Raw genomic sequence first — 18,445 nt, 5'->3', positions numbered from 1 at the left:
TGAAGGTGCCAGTGAGTGCGAAAACTGGCACCTTTCCTCTGACTTAGCGGAAATTGACGCTTCGGTCGCTGGTCATGTCATACAACTGGAACTTACGCCCAAGTTGCTGACCACCGTCACGCGTCAGCGGCGTCCAGCCAATTGCCGCTCGGCTACGAGTCGGGCCAGACGAGAAGAGATCCAACGGTACAGAGATATACACGCCTTTGGTGAAGTCCCCTTCGCCGTACTCCTCTTTCGAAACATTCGTGATCGTGGCATACCCACCCACTACCACGCCGCTATCAAAGCGTTTGGCGATTTCCAGCGTGCCGCCTTTATCCCCTGCCAGATATTGCCCGACGCTGGCTTTCACTAACACATCCTGAGCGAAAGATGGCGTCCAGTAGGCGGTCAGATATCCGGTTTTCACGCTGTAATCGGTGAATTTCATCATATCTTTCGCGCTACGCCAGTCGCGCTGTTTAACGTAGTTAGCATCCAGACCAAACGCCCAGTTGCTATCCAGCGGGCGATACAATACTTCTGCCCCTGCGCCGCCAAACATGGTTTCGAGATAACCACCGTAGACCTGACCGTAGAAGCCGTTGCCCAGATGCTGGAAGTAGTTGGCTTGCAGGTTATTCACATAGACATCATTCTGCACATACTCACGCACATGGGTACGAACGCGCGGTAAGTGCGAGTCCTGCGGTGGATTGGTGTAATTAAACTTGTCGTAATTGTTCGCCAGGTTAGCAAACAGACTACCGGTGGTCAGCAGATGGTCCGTCAGCCACAAATCCGCCGTTCCCATCACGCCCAGCTGGTACATGTAAAAGTTTTCCGGGCCACCGACCGACTGGTTCAGCACCGGATCGATATGGAAATCAAAGCGTGATTTGTCTATATACCAGCCCTGCTCGGTGGACGCAGGAACTACCGGCTCGATGCGTTTTTGCGCCAGCGTCGTTTCGTGGCCCAACGGCTCTCCGGCAAGATGATTTTTCAGGCTGGCTACATCGGTTTCCGTCGTCACCTGCGGCATGTTAAGGCGATTTTCTGTAACGCGGATCGTCTTGATCCCCTCCGGCAGATCGTTCATCACGATCCGATTAGCACGGATGATCCCTTCACGCGAATCACGATATTTCACCTGCTCACCGGTGACGTACAGCGTATCGCCTTTCGTCTGGATCTGCGGATCGGCCAGTCCGGCGTTGTATTTCAACAGCGTTAACTGATTCGCCACCACCGAATGCTGCAAAATGGCATCCTGCGGCTGCGGTTGATATTGCGGACGGGCGTTATCATTGTAGGACGGGCGTAGATCGTTAAAGTTGGTACGCAGCGTGACGCCAAACATAAAGGTGTTACCGCGTTCATAGCTAAGGTTAACGTCGGCCCAATCGGTAACGCGATAAATCGCCCCGACGTTAAACTTACTTTTTTGCTCCAGCTTCCCGGCAAAATCCTGCTGATAATTATTGCCTTCATACTCCAGTTTCAGACGCAGCGGCTGCCAGGGCGTCTGGTATTCCACGCCGCCAAACAGTGAGGCCGGACCGTGGAACATCTGGCTGCCGTCGATAGATCCCGCTTGTTTGTAGCTGTTATCGCGATAGCAATATTTGTCACTGGCTGAACAGAGCGGATTTTTCACGTTACCGCTGGTGCCCAGATATCCCCAGCCCAGGCCGAGCGTAAAATCGAATGGCCCCCAGGCTTTGCTGGCGACAAGATATTCCGCATCGAACAGCCCCGTACCGCCGATATCCCGCGCACCAACCGCCACCTGTGGCAGCCAGTAACTCTCTTCCCATAAACGCAGTTTGAGATCGAAGGCTTTATCTTTATACGTTTGATCACCAGAGAACGCTTCGACGCTGCTGTACTGCCGAGTGCGCACATCGGTATAACGCAGTGTTGTTTCCAACCACGGGAAGAGTTGCACCGAAGCAGAGTAATAACGGTACTGATCGTTATCGCGATAGTTCAGACTCAACTCCCCTTCCCGCGCCATGCGCGCAGTAGGTGTTTGTAATAATCCTACGCCACCGAAATCCGATTGCGACGGACCAATGGGCGAAGGATATGTTTCGCCGTAGCAAGCCGTGCTAATGCCCAGCGCCAGTAAACTAAGCAGATGTCTTTTTTTCATTATTGCGGTATCCGCTGCGTCAGAGTCTGAAGAATGTCAGCGTTAAGGGCATCAGGCGTCTCACTCCAGACGGAGTCCGCGAGGCCAACATAAATAATGCTGCCGGGCATCGGCTCTACGTGACGCTTGTTCCAGTAAGCCACCGGAGCTTTTTGCGTGCGTCCATCCGGATAAACGACCCACGCGTAGCTGCGATCCGCACCGCTGAGCAGGCTCTGGTCAGAGAGATAGCTCGCCACGTCGCGACCGGGAGTGAATGGCTGATTGCCAGGACGGCTGATAAGCCCGAATAACGTGACCGTGGACGGTGGTGGTCCGACCCACAGCGTGTAGTTGCCCTGCAACGGCGGGTTACCGCGTTCGGCAACGCGCACGATATCAGGATCAAGATTGATTTTTTGTCTGCCCGTCACCTTCAACGCCTGAATTTGCTGGCGTAAGGCGTTAATGGCGGCGGCATCGTCGGTGCTGGATTCTGAGGCCAGGTCTGCCAGCCTTGTCAGCAACGCCTGCTGCTGCCGTAATGCCGCCGCCGTTGCCAGCTCTTCGCTAATCACCGCACCGGGCCACCAACTGTTTGCGAGCCGCGGTTGACCTACCAGATCAATTAAATGCTCTGCGCCCGTTAGCGTTTTGGCCTCACTGCTGCCATTGCTGAACACCTTGACGGTTCCTGCCGCAAAGCCCGATGACGCTCCAACACTCAAAAGCAACGCAGCAATAGTTTGTTTAATCATTGTTTTGCCGCCTTGATGAGAGTGGTTTTCACCGGGAAATAATCCGCGCCGAGATACTGTTCCGACTGGCGAATTTGCCCTTCGCTGTCGATCCAATAGCGGTTATGCCAGCGTGCCTGGTCGGTGGAGACTTCTTCGTCCAGCACACGAACCGGAGTTTCATCGCTACCGACTTTGACGGTATCGGTGCCATCCCATTTGAAAACCGAGCGTGCGGTGGCGTAGCGCACCTGCTGGTACTCGGTCCAGCCCATCGTGCGCGTCCAGGTTGCGCCATCAACAATTTGTGCGGGTTTTATCAGCGGGTCGGCGGCAAGGTTATTCACTTCAATCAGGTTGTCGCCGCCAAGTAAAGTCTTCACCAGACGACCATGTTGTGTGACGAGAGTGGCTTGATCCTGAGTAACCCATTTTTGTTGTCCGTCTTCAGCGAAGGCCAGCACCACAAACAACTGCGGCCCACCATTAAGCTGCATGTACTGGCTGGCATAGGGCATATTTTGAATATCATCGTCCGTCAGCTGTACGCCTGGCGTACCGAACAGACTGTCCCACAGTGAATTGCCCAGCTCTTTAGTCGTGGCTGAACAAGCCTGTAATAGCAGGCAGATAAGAATGAGTGCAGGTCGCTTCACGACTCTTCTCCAGAGGGGCAGAATAACCACACCGGAGTGTGGTTATGGTTAATCCCCGTCATACTTCAAGCCACAGATGCGATGACTCGAATTATTTTAGGGATACATACTTTATTACTGGGTACTGGTGGTCGTGGTTGTGGTGGTCCCGGTATTAGAACCATCACCGCCACCGGTTGCCGCGAGCGCGACACCCACCGCCGAGCTTACGGTGCTGACGCTGGTCGCGGAGGAGCTACCCGCCGAAACCGACGTTGCTGCCGCCCCTGCCGCTTCGCCCACCTGTACAGGTGCAGCCCACGCAGAAGTCGCCGCAAGCGCAGATATGGCAAAAATGCCATACAGAACTTTTTTCATAACAATTTCCCTTCATTGAATGAATGGAGATTTACCCAAAAACATTTCGGGCGGGATTGAGTATACACAACTAAAGCATGCGAATTACGGCGTGGGGAATTAGTGATGGGGTTTTAAGATAATTGGAATGAATATCAAATATAAGTTTCAACTTATATATAAATAATATTTAAAATCAAAAATTTAAAACAAAATCAAAAATAATTAACCTACGTATTTTCCGAAATCAATCATGATTAAAAATCTATTTTAGGATTAACCTCACGGTATGATTTTCGTTAAATCACAGACAAGGGGATTTATCTGATAAAACAATGCCGACTTATAGTCAGCATTGTTATTAAGGTTATTTAATTAACCGCGCCACGCTTTATAGCGGTTAATCAGACCATTGGTCGAGCTATCGTGGCTGCTGATTTCTTTGTCATCTTTCAGCTCTGGCAGAATACGGTTCGCCAGCTGTTTACCCAGCTCCACGCCCCACTGGTCGAAGGTGAAGATGTTCAGGATCACGCCCTGAGTAAAGATTTTGTGCTCATACAGCGCAATCAACGCACCCAGGCTGAACGGAGTGATTTCGCGCAGCAGGATAGAGTTGGTTGGGCGGTTACCTTCGAACACTTTGAACGGTACCACGTAGTCAAGCGTGGCCGGATCTTTACCCTGATCGCGATATTCCTGCTCAACCACTTCGCGGGATTTACCAAACGCCAGCGCTTCGGTCTGAGCGAAGAAGTTAGACAGCAGTTTCTGGTGATGATCAGAGAGCGGGTTATGGGTGATAGCCGGGGCGATGAAATCGCATGGCACCATCTTCGTACCCTGGTGGATCAGCTGGTAGAACGCGTGCTGACCGTTCGTGCCAGGTTCACCCCAGATAATCGGGCCAGTCTGGTAATCCACAACGTTACCGTTACGGTCTACATACTTGCCGTTGGACTCCATATTGCCCTGCTGGAAGTACGCTGCGAAACGGTGCATATACTGGTCGTACGGCAGAATCGCTTCAGTTTCCGCGCCAAAGAAATTGTTGTACCAGATGCCGATCAGCGCCAGCAGTACAGGCAGGTTTTTCTCTGCAGGCGTGGTGGAGAAATGCTTGTCCATCGCGTGTGCGCCGGAAAGCAGTTCAACGAAGTTATCAAAGCCGATGGAGAGAACAATCGACAAGCCAATCGCTGACCATAAAGAGTAACGACCGCCGACCCAGTCCCAGAACTCGAACATGTTGGCGGTATCAATACCAAACTCACCAACGGCTTTGGCATTGGTTGAGAGCGCCGCAAAGTGTTTCGCAACGTGTTTCTCATCACCTGCCGCTTTCAGGAACCAGTCACGCGCGCTATGGGCGTTGGTCATGGTTTCCTGAGTGGTGAAGGTTTTAGATGCTACCAGGAACAGCGTGGTTTCCGGGTTTACTTTTTTCAGCACTTCCGCGATGTGAGTTCCATCGACGTTAGAAACAAAGTGCATGTTCAGGTGATTTTTGTACGGACGCAGTGCTTCGGTCACCATGTACGGCCCGAGGTCAGAACCGCCGATCCCGATGTTCACTACGTCAGTGATTGCTTTGCCGGTATAGCCTTTCCACTCACCGGAAATAATCGCTTCCGAGAAGGTTTTCATCTTCTCCAGCACGGCGTTAACTTCCGGCATGACATCTTTGCCATCAACCAGAATCGGGGTATTGCTACGGTTACGCAACGCTACGTGCAGTACGGCGCGGTTTTCAGTGCGGTTGATCTTCTCGCCAGAGAACATCGACTTAATCGCACTCGCCAGATCGCACTCTTTCGCCAGATCCTGTAATTTCGCCAGCGTCTCTTCAGTGATGCGGTTTTTGGAGTAATCCACCAGCATCTGATCGTCGAAGGTTGCGGAGAACTTAGAAAAACGATCGCCGTCTTTAGCAAAAAGATCGGCGATCGTAACGTCTTTCATTTCATCGAAGTGTTTCTGTAGTGCCTGCCAGGCCGCGGTCTGCGTTGGATTGATGTTTTTCATTAGCAATACTCTTCTGATTTTGAGAATTGTGACTTTGGAAGATTGTAGCGCCAGTCACAGAAAAATGTGATGGTTTTAGTGCCGTTAGCGTAATGTTGAGTGTAAACCCTTAGCGCGATGAAGCATTTATTAGTTGAACTACTGACCGCCAGGAGTGGATGAAAAATCCGCATGACCCCATCGTTGACAACCGCCCCGCTCACCCTTTATTTATAAATGTACTACCTGCGCTAGCGCAGGCCAGAAGAGGCGCGTTGCCCAAGTAACGGTGTTGGAGGAGCCAGTCCTGTGATAACACCTGAGGGGGTGCATCGCCGAGGTGATTGAACGGCTGGCCACGTTCATCATCGGCTACAGGGGCTGAATCCCCTGGGTTGTCACCAGAAGCGTTCGCAGTCGGGCGTTTCGCAAGTGGTGGAGCACTTCTGGGTGAAAATAGTAGCGAAGTATCGCTCTGCGCCCACCCGTCTTCCGCTCTTCCCTTGTGCCAAGGCTGAAAATGGATCCCCTGACACGAGGTAGTTATGTCTGAAATTGTTGTCTCCAAATTTGGCGGTACCAGCGTAGCTGATTTTGACGCGATGAACCGCAGCGCTGATATTGTCCTTTCTGATGCCAACGTACGTTTAGTTGTCCTCTCAGCTTCTGCTGGTATCACTAATCTGCTGGTCGCTTTAGCTGAAGGACTGGAACCTGGCGAGCGATTCGAAAAACTCGACGCAATCCGCAATATCCAGTTTGCCATTCTGGAACGTCTGCGTTACCCGAACGTTATTCGTGAAGAGATTGAACGTCTGCTGGAGAACATTACTGTTCTGGCAGAAGCGGCGGCGCTGGCAACGTCTCCGGCGCTGACAGATGAACTGGTCAGCCACGGCGAGCTGATGTCGACCCTGCTGTTTGTTGAGATCCTGCGCGAACGCGATGTTCAGGCACAGTGGTTTGATGTACGTAAAGTGATGCGTACCAATGACCGATTTGGTCGTGCAGAGCCAGACGTAGCCGCGCTGGCGGAACTGACCGCGCTGCAGCTGCTCCCGCGCCTCAATGAAGGCTTAGTGATCACCCAAGGATTTATCGGCAGCGAAAGTAAAGGTCGTACAACGACGCTTGGCCGTGGAGGCAGCGATTATACGGCAGCCTTGCTGGCGGAGGCTTTACACGCTTCTCGTGTTGATATCTGGACCGATGTCCCAGGCATCTACACCACCGATCCACGCGTGGTCACCGCAGCAAAACGCATTGATGAAATCGCGTTTGCCGAAGCGGCAGAGATGGCAACTTTTGGTGCAAAAGTACTGCATCCGGCAACGTTGCTACCCGCAGTACGCAGCGATATTCCGGTGTTTGTCGGCTCCAGTAAAGACCCACGTGCAGGTGGTACGCTGGTGTGCAATAAAACTGAAAATCCGCCGCTGTTCCGTGCCCTGGCGCTTCGTCGTAATCAGACTCTGCTCACTTTGCACAGCCTGAATATGCTGCATTCTCGCGGTTTCCTCGCGGAAGTTTTCGGCATTCTCGCGCGGCATAATATTTCGGTGGATCTCATCACCACCTCCGAAGTGAGCGTGGCGTTGACACTTGATACCACCGGTTCCACCTCCACTGGCGATACATTGCTGACGCAATCCCTGCTGATGGAGCTGTCTGCACTATGCCGGGTAGAAGTGGAAGAAGGTCTGGCACTGGTCGCGTTAATTGGTAATGACCTGTCAAAAGCCTGCGGCGTTGGCAAAGAGGTATTTGGCGTACTGGAACCGTTTAACATCCGCATGATTTGCTACGGCGCATCCAGCCATAACCTGTGCTTCCTGGTGCCCGGCGAAGATGCCGAGCAGGTGGTGCAGAAGCTGCATTTTAATTTGTTTGAGTAAACACAGTATGGCCCGAAAGACATTATTTCGGGCCGTATGTTTTTCTTGTCATTATGCCCATCAATAAACGAGTCTATTCCCTGTTAACCAGCATCTTTATCTGAGAATAATTACCTTTAATTTTTTATCTGCATCTCTAGCTAATTATCGAGAGAGATAAATATTTAAGAGAAGGCAAAATGAATATTATCAGTTCTGCTCGCAAAGGAATTCCCGTACACTGAACTCTCCGGCTCACTGAGGGCACCATCATGGCACTCCCCCGTATTACCCAAAAAGAGATGACTGAACGCGAGCAGCGTGAACTTAAAACACTGCTGGATCGGGCGCGTATTGCGCATGGTCGCGTGCTGACCAACTCGGAAACTAACAGCATTAAGAAAGAGTACATCGATAAATTAATGGTTGAGCGTGAGGCTGAAGCAAAAAAAGCCCGCCAGTTGAAGAAAAAGCAGGCTTATAAACCCGATCCCGAAGCATCGTTTAGCTGGTCGGCAAATACGTCGACGCGTGGTAGGCGCTGATTAGCGCCCCTTCTTTTTGCGCCCCGGCGAGGTGAAACGTTTACCGTTGGACGCCGGGCGACCACCTTTTTCCGCCGTTTTTTCCATCTTAACGACTGGACGTTTGATGCCCGCCGTTTTCGGTTTGGCTTTCGCTTTAGGTTTTGCCTCGGAAGAGGAATTTTCGATGAGTTTAAAGAGGTCGATTAACTCATCGTCGGTTAAATCGCGCCACTCCCCCAGCGGAATGCCGCTTAAGCTGACGTTCATAATGCGCGTACGCTCCAGCTTTTTCACTTCGTAACCAAAGTGCTCGCACATGCGACGGATCTGACGGTTCAGTCCCTGCACCAGGGTAATGCGAAAAACAAACGGCGCTTCTTTTTTGACTTTGCACTTTTTCGTCACCGTCCCGAGGATCGGCACCCCCGCCCCCATACCACGAATAAACTCATCGGTGACTGGTTTATCGACCGTAACCAGATACTCTTTCTCATGATCGTTACCCGCACGGAGGATCTTATTCACCAGATCGCCGTGATTGGTGAGGAAAATCAGCCCCTGGGAATCTTTATCCAGGCGGCCAATCGGGAACACGCGTTTGCTGTGGTTAACAAAATCGACAATGTTATCGCGCTCGCCATCTTCGGTGGTGCTGACAATACCGACGGGCTTGTTCAGGGCGATAAGTACCAAATCTTCGGCTTCCCGAGGCTCAATCAACTGACCATTTACTTTCACAACGTCGCCGGGTTTCACCTGATCGCCAATGGTGGCTCGCTTGCCATTAAGGAACACATTGCCTTGCTCGATATAGCGATCCGCTTCGCGGCGTGAGCAAATTCCGCTTTCGCTGATGTATTTATTTAAACGGACTGATGAGTCGGGCAGCATAAATTCTCCTGTAAAAAACGGAATATACCGTACCTTTGGGTTGATAAAAAATAGTCATGAGCGAACTATTTGTTATTTCCATTGGCTTGAATTCGTTACCTGCTCAAATCACTTTCCAGAAGCAATGTGCGACATCGTGAGCCATGTCAGTAAGCGATTAAAATCACAGTGATAGCATGCCTCCCGTGATTTCTTACTAACCGGAGAAGTAATGGAACTGCTTTTATTGAGTAACTCGACGCTGCCGGGTAAAGCCTGGCTGGAACACGCGCTGCCGCTGATTGCTGAACAGTTGCAGGGTCGCCGTTCAGCGGTATTTATTCCTTTCGCGGGCGTAACGCAGACCTGGGATGATTACACAGCGAAAACGGCTGCGGTTCTCGCTCCGCTGGGTGTTTCTGTCACCGGTATTCATAGCGTTGTCGATCCCGTTGCCGCGATTGAAAATGCTGAGATCGTGATTGTCGGCGGCGGTAATACTTTCCAGTTGCTGAAACAGTGCCGCGAGCGCGGGCTGCTGACACCCATCACTGACGTGGTGAAACGTGGCGCGCTGTATATTGGCTGGAGCGCAGGCGCTAACCTTGCTTGCCCAACCATTCGTACCACCAACGATATGCCGATTGTCGATCCGCAAGGTTTCGATGCGCTAAATCTGTTCCCGCTGCAAATCAACCCGCACTTCACCAACGCGCTGCCGGAAGGCCATAAAGGTGAAACCCGTGAGCAGCGTATTCGCGAACTGCTGGTCGTCGCGCCAGAACTGACGATTATTGGTCTGCCGGAAGGTAACTGGATCACAGTAAGTAAAGGTCACGCTACGCTGGGTGGCCCGAACACCACTTATGTGTTTAAGGCTGGTGAAGAAGCGGTGCCGCTGGAAGCGGGTCACCGTTTTTAAGTGAATTGCCGGATGCATGATCCGGCATCTTGTACATAGTGCCTGATGCGACGCTTTACGCGTCTTATCAGGCCTACAGGGGCACGGTATTAATACTCGTCCCGTCCTTCATCTTCATCCGGCTGTTCCAGCACACTGTAAGCCACCGAACAAAACAGCGAGTTCAGACGCTGCATATCTCCCAGTAAGCCTAAATGAAGCGAACTGGTTTCAATGCTCTGCACGTTTTGCTGATGCAGGCGATCGACGTGGGCGTGGGAATAGCGGCGATTAAGAATGCGAAAACGATGTTTGCTGCGGCGCAAACGACGGGCGCTGGTAACATCGCCAGAGAAGAAAACCGACATTGCCAGTTTTAAATTACTGAGCAATTGCTCATAGAGCGCATCCAGTTCCTTCAAGCCATCAAGCGAAAATGCTCGCCTTGCAGCCAGCGATTTGTCGGCAATTTCACTCCCCATGCGCTCGACGATATCGGAGGCCTGTTCAAGGTTGAGCGACATTTCGATGATCTCCGCCCAGCGGCGCGACTCTTCTTCTGCCAGTTCCTCTTTTGGCATTCGCGCCAGATACAGCTTAATGGCGGTATAGAGAACATTGATATCATCTGCCAACTTACGCAGCTCTTTCTCCTGCCGTGGCTCGCCGTGCATCACTTTATTCAACCCTTCCATCATCTGTTCCATGGCGTCGCCAATGCGCAGGGTTTCGCGGGCAGCGTTCGCCAGAGCAAGCGTGGGCGTATCTAGCGCGCTGACATCCAGATGTTTAGGCCGTAGCTGGGTATCCAGTTCCGGTTCATCGCGAATAATCGTTTTGCAAAACCGTGCCATCGGGTCAACAAATGGCAGCATGACCAGGCAGCGTACAAGGTTGTAGAAGACGTGGAAATAGATCACCAGTTCCGCTTTTGGCAATGACAACTTCCCCATTGTCTCTGCCAGCAAATGAACAAACGGCAGGATAATCAGGCTACCCACCAGCTTAAACAGCAGACTACCCAGCGCGACACGGCGGGCTGCGGCATTGGCGGCACTGTTGTTGAGCATCGCCAGCAGGCCGGAACCGAGGTTAGCACCAATCACCAGACAGAGCGCCACCGGGAAGGAGATAATGCCTGCGGCGGTCAGAGTCGCGGTCAGCAGTACAGCAGCAAGGCTGGAGTAGCTGATAATGGCGAACATCGCGCCAATCAGCGCATCCAGCAGAATATCGCCGGTTAGCGAGGCAAAGATCACCTGAACGCCGTTTGCCTGGGTGATCGGCGTTACGGCCTGCACAATCAATTCCAGCGCCAGTAAAATCAGCCCAAGACCAATACCGACACGGCCTAGTTGCCCGGCGCGTGACTGTTTGCGGCCGAGGAAAAAAATCACGCCGATAAAAATAAGTAACGGTGACAGCCAGGATAAGTCGAAGGTGAGAATACGCGCCATTAGCGCCGTCCCGACATCTGCACCCAGCACAATCACCAGCGCAGGCGCGAGAGCAACCAGATCCTGGGCGACAAACGAGGTCACCAGCATGGTGGTGGCATTACTGCTCTGCACCAGTGCTGTAACGCCGATCCCCGCGCAAAAGGCAAGCGGCTTCTTTTCGACGCTTCGGCTAAGAACAGTACGCAAACGCGCGCCGAAGACGCGCATTACGCCGGTTCGAACAATATGAGTCCCCCAGACCAGCAGGGCGACGGCAGAAAGCAGGTGAAGCAGCGTTAACACGAGTTCAGGTTCTCCTTATCGTTATATGTTCCTGAAGCAATTGAATGACCAAAGGACCGGAAACACGCTGACTGGCATCTTTACTGTGCCTTTTGACCTTCGTTTTTCCGGCTAAGATTATTCCAGCCTGATTCCAGTATAAGTGTTTCATATTAATAAAGAGACAGGGCACTCATTGAGCGCCCTGTTTGTTGTAAGGAAAAGTGACAGATTTGTGAATCAGTCCGCGTCATACCCCAGATTCGGTGCCAGCCAGCGTTCAACATCTGAGACGCTCATACCTTTACGGCGGGCATAGTCTTCGACCTGGTCGCGCTGAATTTGCGCTACCGCGTAATACTTGCTGTCCGGGTGGCTGAAGTACCAACCCGAAACCGATGCACCGGGCCACATGGCGAAAGATTCTGTAAGTTTCATGCCGGTATGTTTTTCCACTTCCAGCAACTCCCAGATGGTGGCTTTTTCCGTATGTTCCGGGCAGGCCGGGTAGCCTGGTGCCGGGCGGATTCCCTGATAGTTTTCGCGGATCAGCTCTTCGTTGCTGAGGTTCTCGTTCGGCGCATAGCCCCAGTAGACTTTACGCACACGCTCATGGAGATACTCCGCAAAGGCTTCGGCTAAACGGTCGGCAAGCGCTTTCACCATGATTTTGTTGTAATCATCGTGCTGTGCTTCAAAGGCATCAGCCAGTGCGTCCTCTTCCAGTCCGCCAGTCACGGCAAATGCGCCGATGTAATCTGCTTTACCAGAAAGCTTCGGCGCAACGAAGTCAGCGAGACAGTAGTTAGCGAAGCCCGTTTTTTCGGTCTGTTGACGCAGATGGTGGCTGACGTTGATCACATGGGTACGCGTTTCGTCACGGTAGATTTCAATGTCATCGCCCACACGGTTTGCCGGGAACAGCCCCACCACGCCACGCGGATTCAGCGTTTTCTCGGCGCTTAATTTATCCAGCATGTCGTTGGCGTCTTTAAACAGCCGCTGCGCCTCTTCACCCACCACTTCATCTTCCAGAATGCGCGGATACTTCCCAGCCAGTGACCAGGTCATAAAGAACGGCGTCCAGTCGATGTAATTACGCAGCGTTTCGATGCTGGCTTCCACTTCCTGCACGCCGAGACGGTGCGCCACCGGCGGCGTATAAGCCTGCCAGTCAAAAGCGAAGTCGTTATCGCGCGCCGCTTCCAGCGTGACTGGCAGTGTGCGCGGTTTCTTGCGCCCATGTTGAATACGTACGGTTTCGTACTCTTTACGGGTACGAGCGACAAAATCATCACGCTGAGTGTCAGAAAGCAGCGCCGCCACCACACCAACGGTGCGTGAGGCGTTCTGCACATACACCGTCGGGCCACTGTAGTTTTGCTCGATTTTCACCGCCGTGTGCGCTTTAGAGGTGGTCGCGCCGCCGATCAGTAACGGAATGGTGAAACCCTGACGCTCCATCTCTTTCGCCACGTTAACCATTTCATCCAGCGACGGCGTGATCAATCCTGAAAGGCCAATCAAATCAGCATTCACTTCTTTGGCGGTACGGAGAATTTTTTCCGCAGGCACCATCACGCCGAGATCAACAATTTCGTAGTTGTTACATTGCAGCACCACGCCAACGATATTTTTACCGATATCGTGGACGTCGCCCTTCACTGTAGCGATCACCATCTTGCCGTTGGTTTTGCCCTGCTCTTTGCTGGCTTCAATAAACGGTTCGAGATACGCCACCGCCTGTTTCATGACGCGCGCCGATTTCACCACCTGCGGCAGGAACATTTTCCCTTCGCCAAACAGATCGCCGACCACGTTCATGCCGTCCATCAACGGGCCTTCAATCACTTCAATCGGGCGCGTAGCCTGCTGGCGGGCTTCTTCGGTATCCTGCTCGATAAACTCGGTAATGCCTTTGACCAACGAGTATTCCAGACGTTTATTCACTTCCCACGAGCGCCACTCCGCCTGCTGGGCGTTAGCGGTGTCGTCGGTTTTGCTGCCGCGATATTTCTCGGCAAGCTCCAGTAAACGCTCGGTGCCATCGTCGCGACGATTAAGAATCACATCTTCCACCGCGTCGCGCAGTTCAGCGGGTAGGTCGTCGTAAATCGCCAGTTGCCCGGCGTTGACGATCCCCATATCCATGCCATTGCGAATAGCGTAGTAGAGGAACACCGCGTGAATGGCTTCGCGCACCGGATCGTTGCCACGGAATGAGAACGAAACGTTAGAAACGCCGCCGGAAATCAGCGCGTGCGGCAGTTCACGTTTGATGTCTTCACACGCGCCGATAAAGTCCTGCGCGTAGTTGTTGTGCTCTTCAATGCCAGTTGCGACCGCGAAGATGTTCGGGTCAAAGATGATATCTTCTGGCGGGAAGCCAACCTCTTCGGTGAGGATTTTGTACGCCCGACGGCAAATCTCGATTTTCCGTGCGCGGGTATCGGCCTGGCCCTGTTCGTCAAAGGCCATCACCACGACTGCCGCACCGTAGCGACGCAACAGTTTCGCGTGATGAATAAAGGCATCGACGCCCTCTTTCATCGAGATAGAGTTAACAATGCCTTTGCCCTGGATACACTTCAGACCTTTTTCAATGACCTCCCATTTTGAGGAGTCGATCATAATCGGCACGCGAGCGATATCCGGTTCACCGGCAATCAGATTGAGAAAACGCACCATCGCCGCTTCGGCGTCGAGCATCCCTTCATCCATGTTGATATCGATAATCTGCGCACCGTTTTCCACCTGCTGACGCGCCACATCCAGCGCCTCGCTGTATTTCTCTTCTTTGATCAGGCGCTTGAACTTAGCGGAACCGGTGACGTTGGTGCGTTCACCCACGTTCACAAACAGGCTATCGTCGCCAATGTTCAGCGGCTCCAGGCCAGACAAACGGCAGGCTACGGGAATTTCCGGCAGTTTGCGCGGCGCTAATCCTTCTACAGCACGACTCATCGCTGCAATATGTTGTGGCGTGGTGCCACAGCAGCCGCCGACGATATTGAGAAAGCCCGCTTGTGCCCATTCACGTATTTGTTTTGCCATCGTGTCGGCGTCGAGATCGTATTCACCAAAGGCGTTGGGCAGCCCGGCGTTCGGGTGCGCGGTGACGTAGCATTCCGCAATCCGTGACAGCTCCTGCACGTACTGGCGCAGTTCATCTGGCCCCAGCGCACAGTTCAGGCCGAAAGTCAGGGCTTCGGCGTGGCGCAATGAGTTGTAAAATGCTTCGGTGGTCTGCCCGGAGAGCGTGCGCCCGGAGGCGTCGGTGATGGTGCCGGAGATCATAATCGGCAGCTCAACGCCCAGCGCTTCAAACTCCGTTTTCACCGCAAAGACCGCCGCTTTGGCGTTAAGGGTGTCGAAAACGGTTTCAATCAGGATCAGGTCCGCACCACCTTCCACCAGCGCTTTGGTGGATTCACGATAGGCCGCCACCAGCTGGTCAAAAGTGATGTTGCGGAATGCCGGATCGTTGACGTCCGGAGAAATAGACGCCGTGCGATTGGTTGGGCCGAGAACGCCGGCAACATAGCGCGGTTTCTCCGGCGTACGGGCGGTCCACTCGTCAGCACAGGCACGCGCCAGCTTCGCCGCCGCAAAGTTGATTTCCGCCGACAGGGATTCCATCTGGTAATCCGCCATCGCAATGGTCGTGGAGTTGAAGGTGTTGGTTTCGATGATATCCGCACCCGCTTCAAAGTAGGCGTTGTGGATAGCGGCGATCACTTCCGGTTTGCTGAGCACCAGTAGGTCGTTGTTGCCTTTGAGATCGCATGGCCAGTCGGCAAAGCGTTCACCACGAAAATCGGCTTCGTTCAGTCGATAGCTCTGGATCATAGTGCCCATACCGCCGTCCAGCACCAGAATACGTTCATTTAACTGCGCACGCAGTTGTTCCACTTTGCTGCTCACACTTGCTCCCGACACGCTCAACCCAGATTTAATAAAAATTCAACAAACCATACTGGCATAAACGCATCTGTGGTAAAAGCGAGCACCACGCAACATGAGATTTGTTCAACATTAACTCATCGGATCAGTTCAGCAACTATTGCATTAGCTAACAATAAAAATGAAAATGATTTCCACGATACAGAAAAAGGAGACTGTCATGGTCGCACCCATTCCCGCGAAACGCGGCAGAAAACCCGCCGTTGCCACCGCACCAGCGACTGGGCAGGTTCAGTCTTTAACGCGTGGTCTGAAATTACTGGAGTGGATTGCCGAATCCAATGGCAGTGTGGCACTCACGGAACTGGCGCAACAAGCCGGGTTACCCAATTCCACAACCCACCGCCTGCTAACCACGATGCAACAGCAGGGTTTCGTGCGTCAAGTCGGCGAACTGGGACACTGGGCAATCGGCGCACATGCCTTTATGGTCGGCAGCAGCTTTCTCCAGAGCCGTAATTTGTTAGCCATTGTTCACCCTATCCTGCGCAATCTAATGGAAGAGTCTGGCGAAACGGTAAATATGGCGGTGCTTGATCAAAGCGATCACGAAGCGATTATTATCGACCAGGTACAGTGTACGCACCTGATGCGTATGTCCGCCCCTATTGGCGGTAAATTACCGATGCACGCTTCCGGTGCGGGTAAAGCCTTTTTAGCCCAGTTAAGTGAAGAGCAGGTGACGAAGTTACTGCATCGCAAAGGGTTACATGCCTATACCCACGCAACACTGGTGTCTCCTGTACATTTAAAAGAAGATCTCGCCCAAACGCGAAAACGGGGTTATTCATTTGACGATGAGGAACATGCGCTGGGGCTGCGTTGCCTCGCAGCGTGTATTTTCGACGAGCACCGCGAACCATTTGCGGCAATTTCGATTTCCGGACCGATTTCACGTATTACCGATGATCGCGTAACCGAGTTTGGTGCGATGGTGATTAAAGCTGCGAAGGAAGTGACGCTGGCCTACAGCGGGATGCGGTGACATTTTCGCCTCTGATTTATACGAATCGCACGCTAAACCGTTGCCTGCGCCGGTACGCATAAACATCTTCCACATGCCCTTCACGTATGCGGTTTTGTAGTGCGCGCCAGTAATCGGCGCGGAACAGGTCGGCGTGCATCTCTTCAAACAGCGGACCAATGCGCGGATCGGCGCAAAGCCAGTGGCGGAATTCTTCCGGGAAAACATCGCCCGGCGAGACGCTGTACCACGGTTCGCTGGCAAGTTCGTCCTCCGGGTAGCGCGACGGTGGGATGTCGCGGAAGTTTACTTCCGTCATGTAGCAAATTTCATCGTAATCATAAAACACCACGCGCCCGTGACGGGTGACACCGAAGTTTTTAAACAGCATGTCGCCGGGGAAGATGTTGGCGGCAGCAAGCTGGCGAATGGCGTTGCCGTATTCTTCAATGGCGTCGCGCAACTGCTGACCTTCCACTTGTTCCAGCCAGATATTGAGCGGCACCATCCGCCGCTCAATATAAAGATGGCGAATCACAATTTGTTCGCCGAGAACGGTGATTTTTTCCGCTGCTTCCTGGAGCAGTAATGCCATTAATGCCGGGGAAATATGCCGCTTCTCCAGCACAAAGTTTTCAAACTCCTGGGTGTCCGCCATTCGACCCACGCGATCGTGCTCTTTAACCAGTTGGTAGCAGGCACGAACGTGAGCGGCAGACATCTCTTTCTGCGGCGCGAACTTGTCTTTAATCACTTTGAACACCCGGTCAAAACCTGGCAGCGTGAACACCAGCATCACCATCCCACGAATACCCGGCGCTTCAATAAACTGCTCATTACAGCCCTGTAGATAAACGAGATATTCGCGGTAGCTCTCGGTTTTAGCGTGCTTCTGGCAGCCGATAGCCATATACAATTCTGCGGTCGTTTTACCTGGCAGAATTTCCCGTAGCCACTCGACCAGTGCTGCGGGCAGCGGTGCATAAACCATAAAATAGGAGCGTGCGAAGCCAAAGACGATGCTCGCTTCGGCGGTCGTCGTCAGGCAAGTATCAATAAATAACTCGCCGTCGTCCGTCTGGTGGATCGGCAGCAAAAATGGCAATGTGCCGAAAGGCGTGATCAGTTTGCCCACCAGCCAGGCGGCTTTATTGCGATAAAACAGTTCGTTCGCCACCTGTAAATGGCTTTCCGCGAGGTTGTCTGTCCCCAGCGTTTCCGTCAGATGGCGAACGATGTAATGAATGTCACGGCTTTTATTTTGCCAGCGCAGACGCAACGGCAGATCGCTGATAACGCGCATCAGCAGAGATTCCCAGCCGTGATCGGGGTGAAAGTCTTTCGCCAGCGGGCGGGGAATGGTACGAAAACGGCGCTCTGGCTGGGAGCTAAAGATAAAAAGCCGCTCGGGAGTAAGCGAGCGGTGGTCAAATAACCGACAGTACACGGAGTTAAAAAAGCTCTCCGCAATCTCGAAACGCGGGTAGTCCGGCAACAGCCGGGTGTAATGCTCTTTAACGCGCAGTAAAAATGCCGCGTCCGTGCTTTGACCGTTAGTAATGCAGCGCAGTTGCTCCACCACCAGACCCACGTGATGATCGTAAAGATGGATACGGTTTTTCATCGCCTGCTGGACAGCGTGCCAGTCGGCTTGTTCGAAACGCTGCTGCGCCCCGGAAGTCACTTCGAGGAATCGACCATACTGAGCGTCGAAGCCTTGCAGAATGGTTTGTGCAATCAGTAATTCCAGGCCACGCGGCATTTGTTGCCCTC

At 52.8% G+C, this 18,445-nt stretch carries 13 protein-coding genes and 1 riboswitch; of the genes, 4 read left to right on the top strand and 9 right to left on the bottom strand.

Annotation, left to right across the window (positions count from 1 at the left end):
* Window positions 1-43: 43 nt before the first annotated feature.
* From QUF14_RS24430 to pgi, 5 genes are all read right to left on the bottom strand, one after another.
* Window positions 44-2,140: a YjbH domain-containing protein gene (locus QUF14_RS24430; protein WP_100733670.1), complete on the bottom strand. Its 2,097-nt coding sequence runs from the start codon at window positions 2,138-2,140 to the stop codon at window positions 44-46.
* A complete protein-coding gene (locus QUF14_RS24425; protein ID WP_000595515.1) occupies window positions 2,140-2,877 on the bottom strand; it encodes a capsule biosynthesis GfcC family protein in 738 nt (245 codons plus the stop codon). Before QUF14_RS24425 ends, QUF14_RS24430 begins: the two co-directional genes overlap by 1 nt.
* Entirely contained in the window at window positions 2,874-3,512 is a 639-nt protein-coding gene (locus tag QUF14_RS24420; protein WP_001296632.1) for a YjbF family lipoprotein, read from the bottom strand. The genes QUF14_RS24425 and QUF14_RS24420 overlap by 4 nt, the downstream gene beginning before the upstream one ends.
* 114 nt (window positions 3,513-3,626) lie before the next feature.
* Entirely contained in the window at window positions 3,627-3,869 is a 243-nt protein-coding gene (yjbE, locus tag QUF14_RS24415; RefSeq protein WP_000757329.1) for an exopolysaccharide production protein YjbE, read from the bottom strand.
* 354 nt (window positions 3,870-4,223) lie between these two features.
* On the bottom strand, window positions 4,224-5,873 hold the full coding sequence (gene pgi, locus QUF14_RS24410; RefSeq protein WP_000790001.1) for a glucose-6-phosphate isomerase: 1,650 nt from the start codon (window positions 5,871-5,873) through the stop codon (window positions 4,224-4,226).
* 236 nt (window positions 5,874-6,109) lie between these two features.
* A riboswitch (Lysine riboswitch) is annotated at window positions 6,110-6,306 on the top strand.
* Window positions 6,307-6,397: 91 nt separating this feature from the next.
* Here pgi and lysC point away from each other — a divergent pair.
* Complete coding sequence (lysC, locus tag QUF14_RS24405) at window positions 6,398-7,747, top strand: lysine-sensitive aspartokinase 3 (protein WP_001290333.1); 1,350 nt, start codon at window positions 6,398-6,400, stop codon at window positions 7,745-7,747.
* Between the two features lie 251 nt (window positions 7,748-7,998).
* Window positions 7,999-8,271, top strand: coding sequence for a YjbD family protein (locus QUF14_RS24400; protein ID WP_001207638.1), 273 nt, complete (start codon window positions 7,999-8,001; stop codon window positions 8,269-8,271).
* On the opposite strand, the gene rluF is transcribed toward QUF14_RS24400, so the two are convergent.
* On the bottom strand, window positions 8,272-9,144 hold the full coding sequence (rluF, locus tag QUF14_RS24395) for a 23S rRNA pseudouridine(2604) synthase RluF (RefSeq protein WP_000936380.1): 873 nt from the start codon (window positions 9,142-9,144) through the stop codon (window positions 8,272-8,274). It lies immediately after the preceding gene.
* 211 nt (window positions 9,145-9,355) lie between these two features.
* Here rluF and pepE point away from each other — a divergent pair, with 211 nt between their 5' ends.
* A complete protein-coding gene (gene pepE / locus QUF14_RS24390; RefSeq protein WP_000421766.1) occupies window positions 9,356-10,045 on the top strand; it encodes a dipeptidase PepE in 690 nt (229 codons plus the stop codon).
* 89 nt (window positions 10,046-10,134) lie between these two features.
* Here pepE and QUF14_RS24385 read toward each other — a convergent pair whose 3' ends face one another.
* On the bottom strand, window positions 10,135-11,766 hold the full coding sequence (locus QUF14_RS24385) for a Na/Pi cotransporter family protein (protein WP_000956830.1): 1,632 nt from the start codon (window positions 11,764-11,766) through the stop codon (window positions 10,135-10,137).
* A gap of 219 nt (window positions 11,767-11,985) precedes the next feature.
* The gene (gene metH, locus QUF14_RS24380; protein ID WP_100733669.1) at window positions 11,986-15,669 is read right to left on the bottom strand and encodes a methionine synthase; all 3,684 of its coding nucleotides are present in this window, start codon (window positions 15,667-15,669) and stop codon (window positions 11,986-11,988) included.
* Between the two features lie 199 nt (window positions 15,670-15,868).
* Between metH and iclR the strand changes: the two genes are divergently transcribed.
* Window positions 15,869-16,693 carry a glyoxylate bypass operon transcriptional repressor IclR gene (gene iclR / locus QUF14_RS24375; protein ID WP_000226404.1) on the top strand — a complete coding sequence of 275 codons (825 nt, stop codon included), beginning with the start codon at window positions 15,869-15,871 and terminating at the stop codon, window positions 16,691-16,693.
* A 16-nt stretch (window positions 16,694-16,709) separates the two neighbouring features.
* Here iclR and aceK read toward each other — a convergent pair whose 3' ends face one another.
* Entirely contained in the window at window positions 16,710-18,434 is a 1,725-nt protein-coding gene (gene aceK / locus QUF14_RS24370; protein WP_100733668.1) for a bifunctional isocitrate dehydrogenase kinase/phosphatase, read from the bottom strand.
* Between the last annotated feature and the right edge of the window lie 11 nt (window positions 18,435-18,445).

The organism is Escherichia sp. HH091_1A (assembly GCF_030295175.1).
Lineage (GTDB): Bacteria > Pseudomonadota > Gammaproteobacteria > Enterobacterales > Enterobacteriaceae > Escherichia > Escherichia coli_F.
Note: the sequence above shows the minus strand (reverse complement) of the source record. Positions and strands in the feature narration are given on the sequence as shown.